The organism is Alteromonas genovensis (genome assembly GCF_010500895.1).
Classification (GTDB): domain Bacteria; phylum Pseudomonadota; class Gammaproteobacteria; order Enterobacterales; family Alteromonadaceae; genus Alteromonas; species Alteromonas genovensis.
On record NZ_JAAAWO010000003.1, the window covers coordinates 20659 to 34130 of the forward strand.

Genomic DNA, 13472 nt, shown 5'->3' on the forward strand with positions numbered 1-13472 from the left:
CGCCGTAGAAAAGGGCCTTACATCGTTCACAACTATTTCATTAGCGTAAGTGATGCAAGCTGCACGCCCATTTATCACTTTAAACTTAAATAAAATATCCTTGAGTGCTTTAACCCCGTCGCGTGGCAAATTCATTTTGCTTTATATCTAGGGTTTCAATCTCATTTTAAAAACCAGCTTTAACTTGCGCGCCATGCTATCTCATTTGTGACATAGATGGAAAGAATTAAGAAGTAAAGAAGTCGTTATTGAGTAATTTTACAATAAATTTTGTAATAAAATTACATGAAAGTTATAATAAATATTAAACAAGTACAGTGTATAAAACTATTCATCTTTTCCCTATTCATCATTTCAATTGTTTAATCCGATTTTTCTTTTTTTCGATAGTTACAATTAAAGGCCCAGTTTTTGCTTTAAATAATATTGCAGAGCCTTTCCTTAACATAATTTCTCTTGCAGTTAGCAAGCGCCTTTGATTTCAACTAAGCATTCCGAGATATTTAAAAATGGATAATAAAGTAGACCCAAACAAAGCGATTAAATCTCACCCAGTGGAGTCATCGAGTAGCGGCGGCCTAGTGGTAAGAAACCAAAGTGGGTTTTCTACGTTTTACAGACTGATCGACCTCTCAATCGTTACTTTCTTCTATTATGCTAGCGCTTATTTTTATGGAGTCACTGTAGACGCGACCAGTCTTCTACTGCTATTCATCAATGTAGTCTGTTTCCAAATTTCAGCAGAAGGTGTTGAGCTTTACCGCTCTTGGCGTGGACACAGAACACCAGAGATGCTGCGAGCGGCGGCCATTACGTGGGCAATTACTATATTTGCAACGCTCACGTTAGGGTATTTTTTCGTTTCAAATATTAGTCTTCCAGCTCCAGCCATTTTACTTTGGTTCGCTTCATCTTTTATTGCTCTCATCATATGGCGATATGTAATGCGAAAGTTTTTGTTCAGGATTAGAAAAAGTGGTCTTAACTCGAGACGTTCGATCATTATCGGCGCCACACCACTAGGTGCGAATGTCGCTTTACAGATACAGAAAAACGAACACTTGGGTATTCGGTTCAACGGAATTTTCGACGATAGAGGAAGCGACCGCCTTCCCCATGAGCTGCAAAATACGGTACTAGGTAAAATTGACAATGCCATTGAAATGGCAAAACGCAACGAAGTAGACTATATCTACATTGCATTGCCAATGAGTGCCGAAAACCGCATACGTACTATTTTAGAACAGTGCAGCGATACCACAGCGAACGTTTATGTTATTCCAAACTTCTTTATGTACAACTTACTCAATGCACGCTGGCAAACCGTAGGCAATGTGCAAGCATTGAGTGTTTACGACACGCCTTTTCAAGGCGCGAGTGATGTACTTAAACGCATTGAAGACGTGGTGCTGAGCATTGCTATTCTTACACTAATTTCAATCCCTATGCTTTGCATTGCCGCAGCAGTGAAAATGACGTCTAAAGGCTCTGTTATTTTTAAACAAAAACGCTATGGGTTAGATGGTAAGCAAATTACTGTTTATAAGTTTCGGTCGATGACAACTCAAGATAACGGAGCGGTAGTAAAACAAGCGACAAAGAATGACGTCCGTTTAACAAAGATTGGTGGTTTTTTGCGACGCACCTCGCTCGATGAGCTACCTCAGTTTATCAATGTTTTACAGGGGAGGATGTCTATTGTCGGTCCCCGTCCTCATGCTGTGGCTCATAATGAAGAATACCGAAAAATAATTACAGGCTACATGCTGCGTCATAAAGTTAAACCAGGCATTACTGGTTGGGCACAAGTAAACGGTTTACGTGGCGAAACAGAAACCACTAACAAAATGGTTCAGCGGGTTGAATACGACCTAGATTACATTCACCGCTGGTCTATTTGGTTCGACATGAAAATTGTATTTATGACTGTGTTTAACGGTTTCCTAAATAAAAACGCTTACTAGCTAGTGGGCTGTATTTAGCGCAGAGAGGTAATTTCTGCGCTTTATTCTCTTCACTCTTTCTTAGAGTAGAGTATTTTATTGTAGTGCAGTCTCGTAACTTCTCTGGTTCAAATCTTGTTCATAGCTAATCCCGCTTAAATTTGCTCCTTGTAGGCTTATACAAGCCTCGAATATGAGTCATGCGTAAAGCCGACCTCCCACTACAAAAAATTAGTTTTTATAAACTATTCAGTGCCGTAATTTTTCTATCACCACTAAATTGAATTATGCATATGAGATGGTTGGCGTGACCAAGTTGTGTATTGATAGAAGTGAAACACACTAAAGAATTAGCAACAAACCATTGGGAAACGTCTACAGAACGTTCCGAAGATATGTTTGCAGTTGATGACCTTTTGCGTCAAAAGCTGAATATTAGGAAATCTGGAATTTGAGTGTATTAGAGTTTGGGTCTGCTAGAGCTTGGGGATATTGGAGTTTTGGTGTGCTGGAGTTTAGGTTTACTATATTTTAAGTTTACTGGAGCTTAGGTGCACTGAAGTTAAGGTGTTTTAGAGTTCAGGAGTTTACAACAGTAACTAACCTGTGAAGCCTTCCAACTTCTACAGAATATTCTTGTAGAAAAGAAAAAGGCGAGCATCCTGCTCGCCTTTCCCCGAAAGAACTTAAACTTAATTAGTTAATAATTAAGCTAATGCGCCTTTAGCCGCTTCGACTAATGCGCTAAAAGCTGATTTGTCATGAACTGCGATGTCGGCAAGGATCTTACGATCGATTTCAACAGACGCTTTCTTCAAACCGTTAATGAAACGGCTGTATGACAAACCATTTTGACGTGACGCAGCATTAATACGTGCAATCCATAACTGACGGAATTGACGTTTACGCTGACGACGGTCGCGGTAAGCATATTGACCAGCTTTAGTTACAGCTTGTACCGCTACGCGATAAACTCGTGAACGAGCGCCATAATACCCTTTTGCCTGCTTGAGGACTTTTTTGTGACGAGCACGTGCAATCGTGCCGCGTTTTACTCTAGCCATTCTTTAGTCTCCTAAGTCTTAAACGTACGGCAACATGCGCTGAACTAATTTAGTATCAGAATCATGAACCAATTTTTTGCCACGTAACTGGCGTTTACGCTTAGTACTCTTCTTAGTCAGAATGTGACGTAAGTGAGACTGCTTGCTTTTAAAGCGACCAGAGCCCGTTTTCTTGAAACGCTTGGCGGCACCGCTTACAGATTTCATTTTAGGCATTGCTAAAACTCCGCATTGTTTTGTATCGACATGTTCAGCGTGCAGACGCTTAATTGTCGGTTAATGTTTGCAGCAAGGTGTTTCAGGGTGCAGATTCCTGAAAACTTTAGACCATTACTACTTCTTAGTTGGGGCTAGCACCATAATCATCTGGCGGCCTTCCACGCGACGTGGAAAAGATTCGCAGTTTGCTATCTCTTCTAAATCGGTTTTAACGCGATTTAGAAGGTCTATACCGATGTCTTGGTGCGCCATTTCACGTCCGCGGAAACGGATTGTGACTTTGGCTTTATCACCACCTTCGAGAAAGCGACGCAGGTTGCGCAGTTTTACCTGGTAATCGCCTTCATCAGTGCCAGGGCGAAATTTAATCTCCTTGACCTGAATTTGCTTTTGTTTTTTCTTCTGCTCTTTCTGAGCTTTACTCTTTTCGAAGACGAACTTGCCATAGTCCATAACTTTACAGACTGGCGGCTCAGCATTCGGACTGATTTCTACAAGATCTAAGGTAGCTTCTTCCGCTAGCTGCGTTGCTTCAGCGAGTGAAACTACGCCAACCTGTTCTCCGTCTTTGCCAATTAAACGTACTTCTTTGGCTTTAATCTCATCGTTAATGCGGGCTTTGTCGCCCTGAGCCTTATTGTTAGCGCCTTTAATGTGGTATTCCTCCAAACATTTAATTCTTTCGTTTGTTTTTGTGATGCCGTATTCAGCATAGAATTTGAGTCAAAAACAAACTCCGGTGTGCATTATACACAAATTTTGCTCAACTACTTAATGGTCTTTGCCATAACTTCTTGTTGAGACATGGCAATAAAGTCTTCCAGGCTCATTTTGCCTAGGTCATCGCCGCGACGTGAGCGTACTGCTACTTCGCCCGATTCCATTTCTTTATCGCCTACTACTAGCATATATGGGATACGCTTAAGCGTGTGCTCTCGGATTTTAAAGCCAATCTTCTCATTTCTCAAGTCAGACTTTGCTCTAAACCCTAAATCGTGCAGTTTTTTTACACAATCTTTCGCATAATCTGCCTGTTTGTCAGTAATATTCATTACTACCACCTGTTGTGGTGCTAACCATAACGGGTAAAAACCGGCAAACTCTTCGGTAAGTATACCGATGAAACGCTCTAACGAACCCAAAATCGCTCTGTGGATCATTACAGGTACTTTTCGTTCGCCATCTTCAGCAACGTAAGTAGACCCTAAACGACCAGGCATAGAGAAATCGAGCTGCACAGTACCACATTGCCATGCTCTGTCTAGACAATCGTGCAAAGTAAATTCAATTTTAGGGCCGTAGAACGCACCTTCGCCCGGTTGATATTCAAATTCAATATCATTGGCTTTTAGTGCTTCAGCTAGTGCTGCCTCCGACTTATCCCAAATTTCATCAGCTCCTACTCGCTTTTCAGGTCGAGTAGACAATTTCACTGCCACTTTGTCGAAGCCAAATGCTGCGTAGGTCTCATACACCATTCTTATACAGCCGCTAACCTCTTCTAAGATCTGCTCTTCTGTACAAAAAATATGGGCATCGTCTTGGGTAAACCCACGAACTCGCATTAAGCCGTGCAGTGCGCCTGATGGCTCGTTGCGGTGGCAACAACCAAATTCAGCCATACGCAGCGGCAAATCGCGATACGACTTAAGGCCTTGGTTAAATATTTGAACGTGACCTGGGCAGTTCATCGGTTTAACCGCGTACTCGCGCTTTTCCGACTCAGTAGTAAACATGTTTTCTGCGTACTTGTCCCAGTGTCCACTTTTTTCCCACAAGCTGCGGTCCATCATTAATGGGCCTTTCACTTCGTCGTAGTTGTATTGGCGAAGTTTTGTGCGAATGAAACTTTCTAACTCGGTGTATATAGACCAACCGTCATTGTGCCAAAACACCATACCTGGCGCTTCTTCTTGCCAATGGAATAAGTTTAGTGCTTTACCAATTTTACGGTGGTCGCGCTTTTCAGCTTCTTCAAGTCGTTGTAAGTACGACTTCAATTGTTTTTTGTCTGCCCATGCTGTGCCGTAAATACGCTGCAGCATTTTGTTATCGCTGTCGCCGCGCCAGTAGGCACCAGCTACTTTCATCAGCTTAAAGTGATGGCAAAACTTCATATTTGGTACATGAGGGCCACGGCACATGTCGGTATATTCTTCGTGAATATACAGTGCTGGGCGGTCATCCTTGCTGATGTTTTCATCAAGAATTTCAATTTTGTAGTCTTCACCACGCTCTGCAAAAGCATCGCGAGCCTCTTGCCAACTTACTTTGTTTTTTACAACGTTGTAGTTTGTTTTGGCAAGCTCTAGCATACGCTTTTCAAGCTTGGCTAAATCTTCCTGAGTCAGGCTTTCTTCCATATCAACATCGTAGTAAAACCCGTTGTCGATAATAGGTCCAATGGCCATTTTCGTGTTTGGCCATAGCTGCTTAATGGCGTGGCCTAACAGGTGAGCACAGCTGTGGCGCAGAATATCTAGGCCATCGTCGTCTTTTGCGGTAATAATTTGAAGTTGTGCGTCAGCATCTATCATGTCAACTGCGTCAACAAGCTCGCCGTTTACTTTTCCGGCAATCGTTGCTTTGGCTAAACCAGGGCCAATGTCGTTTGCAACGTCAAGTACAGAAACAGGGTTGTCGAAAGCACGTTGGCTTCCATCAGGAAGGGTAATTACAGGCATGAATGTTCCTTTACAGTGGTGACGCCTACTCTGCGCCACTTGCATATTTAAAGTTTGAGCGTGGAATACGCTATTCGTATTTCTCCAACGTTCGTGTTTATCCCGCTTGCACCATCAATTTTACGCCAGGCTATGTCACTCACAAACCGCAGCGTCAAAAGAGTAAAGCAAAGTACAAAAATTATGCACAACGTTGAATTATTAATATGATTTCGATTGGCGATTATAACGAGTGTATGCACAACTTCAATGATGAAAACAGGTTTCATCAACTAATTGACATTCAATCGCTTAATTTAAGTGCTTCTCCGTAAAGACTCTTGCCATTAACCGTGCATTTTTTGTGATTTGCTCCATACTTTAACTCTGTTCAAAATATAACCACAGGTGTGTTATGTGGCATTTCATCAGCGAACATATTTCTGAAGCAACAGGTCAATTTTTTAATTGCCAGCGCGCAGAGCCCGTAACAGGTGGCCATACTCACGCATGTTTTATTATCAAGGATGAACGCCATCGATACTTTGTCAAAACACGGCTGTACGATGATACACAGCAGCTATTTCATGAGGCTGAAGGGTTAGAAGCGCTTTCACAAACCAACACAATTTTGGTGCCCAAGGTTATTTGCCACGGAGTTACCAAAAACGAAACACCCAATATGGAATATTTAGTGTTATGCCACTGCCGTTTTGTTACGCCTGATTTGAACAGCTATTTTGTGTTGGGAGAAAAACTTGCGCAGCTGCATAGCGTAAATGCACATACAAGCTATGGCTGGCCACACGATAATTTTATTGGTTTAAGTGTTCAAACTAATGGGCGCGCGGCGTCTTGGGCTGATTTTTTTGCTGAACAGCGACTAGGAAGCATGTTTGAGCGCTTGATTGCCAGCAATGTATGGCAAAAAAGTGATGGCAACGCCGATGATATTGTTGAATACGCTCGCAATGTGCTTAGCTTACACCAGCCCCCCCCTTCACTACTGCATGGAGACTTATGGCAGGGTAATGTAGGCTTTACTGCGAAAGGCCCGGTAATATACGACCCTGCTGTTTATGTGGGTGATGCAGAAACAGATCTGGCTATGGCAGAGTTGTTTGGTGGCTTCCCCGATATTTTTTTTAAAGGCTATAACAATACCTCCCCCATTGAAAAAAATTACATTCAAAGAAAACCAATCTATCAGCTTTACCATATTTTAAACCACGGGTTATTATTCGGCGCTCATTATATCGTTCAAGCAAAAGACATTATTAGCGATATTCAGCGTACGAAATACGCATAGCGTAAATACAAAAGTGAGTTTTTATGGAAGACAACGGCCTTGATGCGTTTGCAGCCAACAATGTTAACAAGGAAAGCGTAACGCCTGTTGTATTGGTAACCGGCGCTGCAAAACGCATCGGCGCGACAATAGCTCGTCGACTTCACGCAAGTGGATATGCAGTCATCATTCATTTCTCAACATCTTCAAATGAGGCAAATGCCTTAGTTAACGAACTCAATCAATCTCGCGAAAATTCTGCTGCCTGCCTTCAGGGCGATCTATGCGACAAAGACAGCGTACAAAGTTTAGCTGAGCAGTCAGTGGCTATCTGGGGTCGTTTAGATTTGCTGGTTAACAATGCATCGAGTTTTTATCCCACGCCCCTTGGCGAAATTACTGAAGAAGACTGGTCTTCATTAGTGGGTAGCAATGTGAAAGGCCCCTTATTTTTGTCTCAAGCATTAACACCAGCACTGACAAACAGTAAAGGCAGCGTTATCAATATGATAGATATACACATTGATAGGCCGCTGCCTAAACACAGTGTGTACCTATTGGCAAAGGCTGGGTTGGCATCACTCACGCGCTCTATGGCGATAGATCTTGCACCAAATGTGCGGGTAAATGGTATTGCGCCCGGCGCTATACTGTGGCCAGAGCGGGAGATGAACGAACAAGATAAAAAGCGTTTACTCGACAGCGTTCCACTTCGCCAACTTGGAAACCCAGAAGATATTGCAGAAACGCTGATGTTTCTTGTTTCTGCGCCTTATATAACAGGGCAAATTATCTATGTAGATGGCGGCCGAAGCCTTTATACCAGCGCTGAAATATAAAGCGAAAGAGCTCAATTAAAAGGAGACGCCCAATCTATGATGAAGTTTCAACTTTTTACAAGCGCTAATTCTTTTGCACGCGCTTTGCCTTACACGCCAACTTTCACATCGGCTTGGCGGTATGCGGTCGGTGCAATCGCCATCGTTTTGCTATCAGGGTGTTTTGGGCAAGAAACGGTAAAAGAGAGCCTTGACGATTATCAGGGCCGGCTTTCTCGAGTATTAGACACTCCATTGCCTGCGACGGTTGTGAAACCGCTGCCAAAACTGATAGACGGCTCGCAATTAAAGTACAACATTGAAGGGCTGAGCATAAACTTACGGGAGTTCTACGCTATACAAGACTGTGAGCTTGGCCGAGTAGTTGCTGAAAGAAACACCTCCCTTGGCAAAAGCCAGCTGCCCTCTCAGCGCTTGGTATATGAGAGTAAGCTACTGTCTGTATTTTCAGCCTGTGAAAATTCACTGAGAGAAACTGACACAAAGCTAGCCGATACGCTGGCCGCTTGGAAGAAAGCAAAAGAGGCTGACTACACGCAAAGCTGGGCAAACCTTATCCAAACCAGTAAAGAGTTGCGTTTAGGTTTAAATAGCCCTGAGCGCCTCCTTGCCACTGAGAACAACAAAGATGCGTTAGCGAGTATTAACAGCTTATATTTTCTGGATGAGCTATTAGCCCCCGCGGCGTTAAGCCAAAGTATTGATAGCAGCGAGTTAGAAGCACAGCTAAAGATAATTCTTTCTTCGCGACTCCCGGCGAGTTTATGGCAAACGCAGCAAACCCTTGCCACTACTTTACCAAAGCTCACAGAGTCTCTTGCCCCTCAACTCAATGCCATTGCTTGCCCCGAAGGTCGCGCGAGTGATACCGCCAAAATTCTTCGTAATGTGTTTTATTTGTTTTTTATTGAAGAAATTCAGCCCGTGGGCAGTTTGGTAAACAACTACCACTACAAATTGATGCCGCTGTGGGAAAAGTGGCAAGACAACCCGGTGCTTCACAGTTCATTTAAGCGCTATATTAACCAACAAGCTAACATAGGATTTGCTACTTATAGCAACGCCATGCAGGAACATGTTTCTATGTGGCAGCAGTTTTTAGGTCGCTGTAATTTATCGCCGGTGGCGTAAATGTTCTTTGAAGAGGGGCTTTACTCAATATACCGCCATACTCTGTTATAAATTGCATAAGCAATTGGAATCATGGAATACTCTTATCAAATCACTATTTCTAAAAAATGGCGTTCGCGCTGATGAGCTGTTGCAAAAAAGACCATGACTAAAAAAAGAGCGGATAAAAGCCAAAACGACGTCTTAGAGCAAATAGCACAGCATTATGCAACGCTGTCTCCCGCGGGTAAGGCAATAGCGCACTATCTTCAGAAAAATCCAATTGCAGTGCTATCGCAGTCAACATCGCTGATTGCGGAAAATGTAGGTACATCCAAAGCCACGGTAAGCCGGTTCTTCCGCCAGGTTGGCTTTGAATCCCACCAGCAAGCCAGAGCCTCGCTCACCACACTGCGAGAACAAGGCGTACCTATTGCCTCAGATAACAATGAAAAACACCATTTCGATAGTGAAGTACAAAACCTAGCGGCAAGTTTTGATGGTATCGCTGTTGAAGAGCTAAACTCTATTGCTACATTGCTGGCCAATGCTGGGCAAGTCACACTGATTGGGTTTCGAAACGCCTACCCTATTGCCCTTCACTTTCGCCAACAGTTAAAACAAATACGAGCTTCAGTTCGAGTGCTTCCTCTGCCCGGACAGACACTCAGTGAAGATATTATCGACCTTACTGATAAAGACGTGGTGGTTTTGTTTGGCTTTCGCCGTCGCACTCGCCAGTTCAAGTTTGTGCTCGAGAACATCAAGCACTGCAAAACCGTGTTGATTACCGATCCCACTGGTCAGGGCTATAAACACTTTGTCGACCACCTTTTGGTATCGCATATTGGCAGTGATGCCCCCTTCGACAGCTATGCTGCACCAATGAGCCTGGTTGCCACGCTGTGTAACTTAACGTATACCAAACTTGGCCTAACGGCCTCTAAGCGGGTTGATGTCATTACTGAAATTTACAAGCAAATGGATGAATTAGAAGACTCCGAGCGCTAAGAGGAAGCTCTCCCTTTTTTATCACTCGCTTTTTTCTCTTTCGCTTTTCATCCCGCGCTTTTACAAAAAAGTGGCTTGAATAAGCACGTTGCAAATTGCCTCAATTAAAATCCTGACTCAGCGCTGAAGGAACAACCGTTTCTCTTGACATTATTTTGAAACGATTGTTTCATAGGGTATCGAAAAATTATAATGACTATAACGAAACACGCAGTGAACTCTCCTTTTGTATTAACGCCACCTATTAATGAAGAAAAGCCCCAGTTCGCCCTAGAGGGTTCCTCTAAGGGTCCTCTTGAACATTTAGGGCTGGCGGTGAAAGACTTATTTCATATGGCTAACCTGCCAACAGGTGCAGGCAACCCTGACTATTTGAAGTCGCATGTAAATGCTCGTAAAAATAATACAATTGAGACGAACAGCACAGTAAAGGCACTGCTAAACGCTGGTGCAGTGTTCAAAGGTAAAACAATTACCGATGAGCTTGCCTATAGCCTACACGGGCAAAACAAGCACTTTCCTGTGCTTACCAACCCAGCGGCTGTCGAGCATATTCCAGGCGGGTCATCATCTGGCTCTGCGGTTGCGGTTAGCAGCAGACTAGCAGACATCGGTTTAGGCACCGACACCGGCGGCTCTATTCGAGTTCCTGCCAGTTATCAAGGGCTGTGGGGCATGAGAACAACCCACGGCATTATCGAGTGCGATAAGATGGTCGCCCTGGCGCCTTCTTTCGACACCGTGGGTTGGATGACGCGAGACTTAGCCACCTTTGAATTGGTAAGCAAAGTGTGTATTCCAGCACACACCCAACGTGATATTACAGGCGAGCCTCGCTTTGGCATCGCTCATAATTTGTTTAACAGTGCCCTTCACAAAGAGCTATGCAACGCATGGATAGAAGAAAACCTTCGTCCGCACGTTAACACCAGGGATATCTTTTCTGACAAGCTCGACCTAGCTGCTATGAATACCGCTGCCACATTTAGAGTATTGCAAGGCAATGAAATTTGGCAGCAGCACGGTCAGTGGATAGAAGAAGAAAAGCCAGATATTGCAGAAGATATTATGTCTCGCTTGTTGTGGTGTAAAACCATAACAAACGAGCAAGTGGCCTTTGCAAGGCTGCAGCAACACAACCTGGTTACACACCTTGAAGTACTGTTTCAAGATATCGATGTATTGGTAATACCCACTACGCCAGGCATTGCACCTCGATGTGATGCCGACAGTACCACATTGGCAAATGATAGAAATTCACTCCTCGCGTTAACTTCTCTTGCGGGATTAGCCGGGTTACCACAGCTTCATTTGCCGTTATTTACGCTACACAACGCCCCTTGCGGATTATCGTTTATAGGCAAAAAAGGCAACGACCTTGCGCTTCTAGCGTTAGCTAGGAAATTAGAAAGCCGTTAGCGGGAAAACTAAAGAGCCGTTAGCGAAACAATTTGAAAGTCGTGAGCGGGAAAACTAAAGAGCCGTTAGCAAAGCATTACTCCATAAAAACTCACTTTGCTAACACAACAGGTACAAACACATAGCAACAAGTGCATGCACAATAAAAAACTCACTATGTGAATGTCGAAGCACGCGATGCCTGAAATCAAAGGAAAGAATGATGACAAAAAAATCTAATATTGCATTTACCGCCCCGCATTTTGCGGCATCTCAGGTAGGTTTGAACATTTTGGAAAAAGGCGGCACGGCCATTGAAGCTATGGTAGCTGCGGCAGCGTCAATTGCCGTGGAATACCCTCATATGAACGGTCTTGGCGGCGACGGCTTTTGGCTTATCAGCGAGCCCGGTAAAGCACCGGTGGGTATTGATGCGTCAGGTGTTGCCGCAAAAGGTGCCACCCCGTCATTTTATAAAAACCATGATGCTATTCCAAGTCGCGGCGGTATGTCTGCGCTCACAATGGCAGGCGCGGTAGCGGGCTGGAGCGAAGCACTAAAAATAAGTAAAGAGTGGCAGGGTGGCAAAGCAGGCCTTCCGCTTACCACCTTACTAGATACAGCTATAAGCCAAGCTAACTGGGGAATTGAAGTTACTCAAAGCTTAACCGATGCAAGTAACAAAACCTTTGATGACCTCGCCGGTGATGAAAATTTTGATCAATTTTTGATTAAAGGCAAGGCACTTAAAAAGGGAAAAATCCTTAAGCTAACAGCCCTTTCAAAAACCCTCGCTCATTTGGCAGAAAAAGGCCTAGACGACTTTTACCACGGTGAGTTGGCGCAAAAGTTAGCCGCTGATTTAGAAGCAGCTGGTTCTCCTATTCGCTTAGAAGACTTTGAGAACTATAAGGCGCAGCGGGTAACCCCGCTAAGTGTTACTACGTCAAAAGGTAAACTCTATAATTTACCGGCTCCAACCCAAGGTGTTGCATCACTAATTATTCTAGCGCTTTACGATAAAGTACAGCACTTGGGCAGCAGCGATGCTGACATGGTGCACCTACTTATCGAATGCACTAAGCAAGCGTTTATTGCACGCAACAACAATGTGACCGACCCATCTCGTACGCCAGTTGATTTACAACAGCTACTTACAGATGAGTCGTTAAATGAAATGGCACACCATATTTCGTTAGATACAGCACAACCTTGGCCTCATGTGGCTAAGCCTGGCGATACAATCTGGATGGGTTGCTGCGATAGTGAAGGCCGCATGGTGAGCTACATTCAGTCGCTTTATTGGGAGTTTGGTTCGGGCATTGTAAGCCCGCAAACCGGTATTGTGTGGAATAACCGCGGAACTTCGTTTTCGCTAGACCCATCAAGCAATCAATATTTAGCGCCAGGGCTAAAGCCATTTCATACACTAAACCCTGCGTTTGCAGAGCTTAGCGACGGTCGCCGCATGAGTTACGGCACTATGGGCGGTGAAGGTCAGCCACAAACTCAAGCCGCGCTTTTCGCCCGCCACGTCTACCACAATCAGCCAATCGACAAAGCGATATGGCTGGGTCGATGGTTATTAGGTCGCACCTGGGGTGATGAAAGCCATAATTTAAAAGCCGAGCGTGACCTTGTTGAATACGTAGGTGAAAGTTTAGTGGCTCGCGGCCACGACTTAGTAACCGTAGACCCATGTAATGAATTAATGGGCCATGCTGGCGCTATTATTCGTCAAGAAACAGGTGATGTAACTGGGGCAAGCGATCCGCGCAGCGACGGCAAAGTCTATCTGGGCAATGTGTAGCAGTTAGTTTTAGCGGTTATTTGTAGCAGTTATTTACGGCCGCTGCTTAATACTTTTTTTCAAGGCCGTTACTAATAGCAGCATATTATACGGGCCTTTCAATGGCCATTTATCCGGCACGCTACCC

The 13472-nt window shown here is 44.1% G+C and carries 11 protein-coding genes; 7 read left to right on the top strand and 4 right to left on the bottom strand.

Annotated elements, in window-relative coordinates; translation table 11 throughout:
* Positions 1-509 precede the first annotated feature (509 nt).
* Entirely contained in the window at positions 510-1964 is a 1455-nt protein-coding gene (locus GTQ48_RS05175) for an undecaprenyl-phosphate glucose phosphotransferase (protein ID WP_163105484.1), read from the top strand.
* Between the two features lie 686 nt (positions 1965-2650).
* Here the strand turns inward: GTQ48_RS05175 and rplT are convergent.
* The 4 genes from rplT to thrS form a co-directional block, all read right to left on the bottom strand.
* On the bottom strand, positions 2651-3007 hold the full coding sequence (rplT, locus tag GTQ48_RS05180; RefSeq protein WP_163105485.1) for a 50S ribosomal protein L20: 357 nt from the start codon (positions 3005-3007) through the stop codon (positions 2651-2653).
* 18 nt (positions 3008-3025) lie between these two features.
* Positions 3026-3223, bottom strand: coding sequence for a 50S ribosomal protein L35 (gene rpmI / locus GTQ48_RS05185; RefSeq protein WP_032095095.1), 198 nt, complete (start codon positions 3221-3223; stop codon positions 3026-3028).
* Positions 3224-3340: 117 nt separating this feature from the next.
* A complete protein-coding gene (gene infC / locus GTQ48_RS05190; RefSeq protein WP_163105486.1) occupies positions 3341-3895 on the bottom strand; it encodes a translation initiation factor IF-3 in 555 nt (184 codons plus the stop codon).
* A 98-nt stretch (positions 3896-3993) separates the two neighbouring features.
* Entirely contained in the window at positions 3994-5910 is a 1917-nt protein-coding gene (gene thrS / locus GTQ48_RS05195) for a threonine--tRNA ligase (RefSeq protein ID WP_163105487.1), read from the bottom strand.
* A gap of 394 nt (positions 5911-6304) precedes the next feature.
* On the opposite strand from thrS, the gene GTQ48_RS05200 reads away from it, so the two are divergent.
* The 6 genes from GTQ48_RS05200 to GTQ48_RS05225 all read left to right on the top strand — a co-directional run bounded on the left by GTQ48_RS05200 (position 6305) and on the right by GTQ48_RS05225 (position 13345).
* Entirely contained in the window at positions 6305-7198 is an 894-nt protein-coding gene (locus GTQ48_RS05200; RefSeq protein WP_163105488.1) for a fructosamine kinase family protein, read from the top strand.
* Positions 7199-7221: 23 nt separating this feature from the next.
* A complete protein-coding gene (locus tag GTQ48_RS05205) occupies positions 7222-8016 on the top strand; it encodes a pteridine reductase (RefSeq protein ID WP_163105489.1) in 795 nt (264 codons plus the stop codon).
* A 36-nt stretch (positions 8017-8052) separates the two neighbouring features.
* Complete coding sequence (locus GTQ48_RS05210) at positions 8053-9147, top strand: DUF3080 family protein (RefSeq protein ID WP_239060008.1); 1095 nt, start codon at positions 8053-8055, stop codon at positions 9145-9147.
* A 144-nt stretch (positions 9148-9291) separates the two neighbouring features.
* Positions 9292-10137: a MurR/RpiR family transcriptional regulator gene (locus GTQ48_RS05215; protein ID WP_163105490.1), complete on the top strand. Its 846-nt coding sequence runs from the start codon at positions 9292-9294 to the stop codon at positions 10135-10137.
* A gap of 192 nt (positions 10138-10329) precedes the next feature.
* Positions 10330-11556: an amidase gene (locus GTQ48_RS05220; protein WP_163105491.1), complete on the top strand. Its 1227-nt coding sequence runs from the start codon at positions 10330-10332 to the stop codon at positions 11554-11556.
* A 202-nt stretch (positions 11557-11758) separates the two neighbouring features.
* Positions 11759-13345, top strand: coding sequence for a gamma-glutamyltransferase family protein (locus GTQ48_RS05225; protein ID WP_163105736.1), 1587 nt, complete (start codon positions 11759-11761; stop codon positions 13343-13345).
* The last annotated feature ends 127 nt before the right edge of the window (positions 13346-13472 follow it).

Bases quoted from the DNA above. Each gene is read 5' to 3' on its own strand.
- GTQ48_RS05175 (WP_163105484.1), top strand. From the start codon at position 510: ATGGATAATAAAGTAGACCCAAACAAAGCGATTAAATCTCACCCAGTG.
- rplT (WP_163105485.1), bottom strand. From the start codon at position 3,007: ATGGCTAGAGTAAAACGCGGCACGATTGCACGTGCTCGTCACAAAAAA.
- rpmI (WP_032095095.1), bottom strand. From the start codon at position 3,223: ATGCCTAAAATGAAATCTGTAAGCGGTGCCGCCAAGCGTTTCAAGAAA.
- thrS (WP_163105487.1), bottom strand. From the start codon at position 5,910: ATGCCTGTAATTACCCTTCCTGATGGAAGCCAACGTGCTTTCGACAAC.
- GTQ48_RS05200 (WP_163105488.1), top strand. From the start codon at position 6,305: ATGTGGCATTTCATCAGCGAACATATTTCTGAAGCAACAGGTCAATTT.
- GTQ48_RS05205 (WP_163105489.1), top strand. From the start codon at position 7,222: ATGGAAGACAACGGCCTTGATGCGTTTGCAGCCAACAATGTTAACAAG.
- GTQ48_RS05210 (WP_239060008.1), top strand. From the start codon at position 8,053: ATGATGAAGTTTCAACTTTTTACAAGCGCTAATTCTTTTGCACGCGCT.
- GTQ48_RS05215 (WP_163105490.1), top strand. From the start codon at position 9,292: ATGACTAAAAAAAGAGCGGATAAAAGCCAAAACGACGTCTTAGAGCAA.
- GTQ48_RS05220 (WP_163105491.1), top strand. From the start codon at position 10,330: ATGACTATAACGAAACACGCAGTGAACTCTCCTTTTGTATTAACGCCA.
- GTQ48_RS05225 (WP_163105736.1), top strand. From the start codon at position 11,759: ATGACAAAAAAATCTAATATTGCATTTACCGCCCCGCATTTTGCGGCA.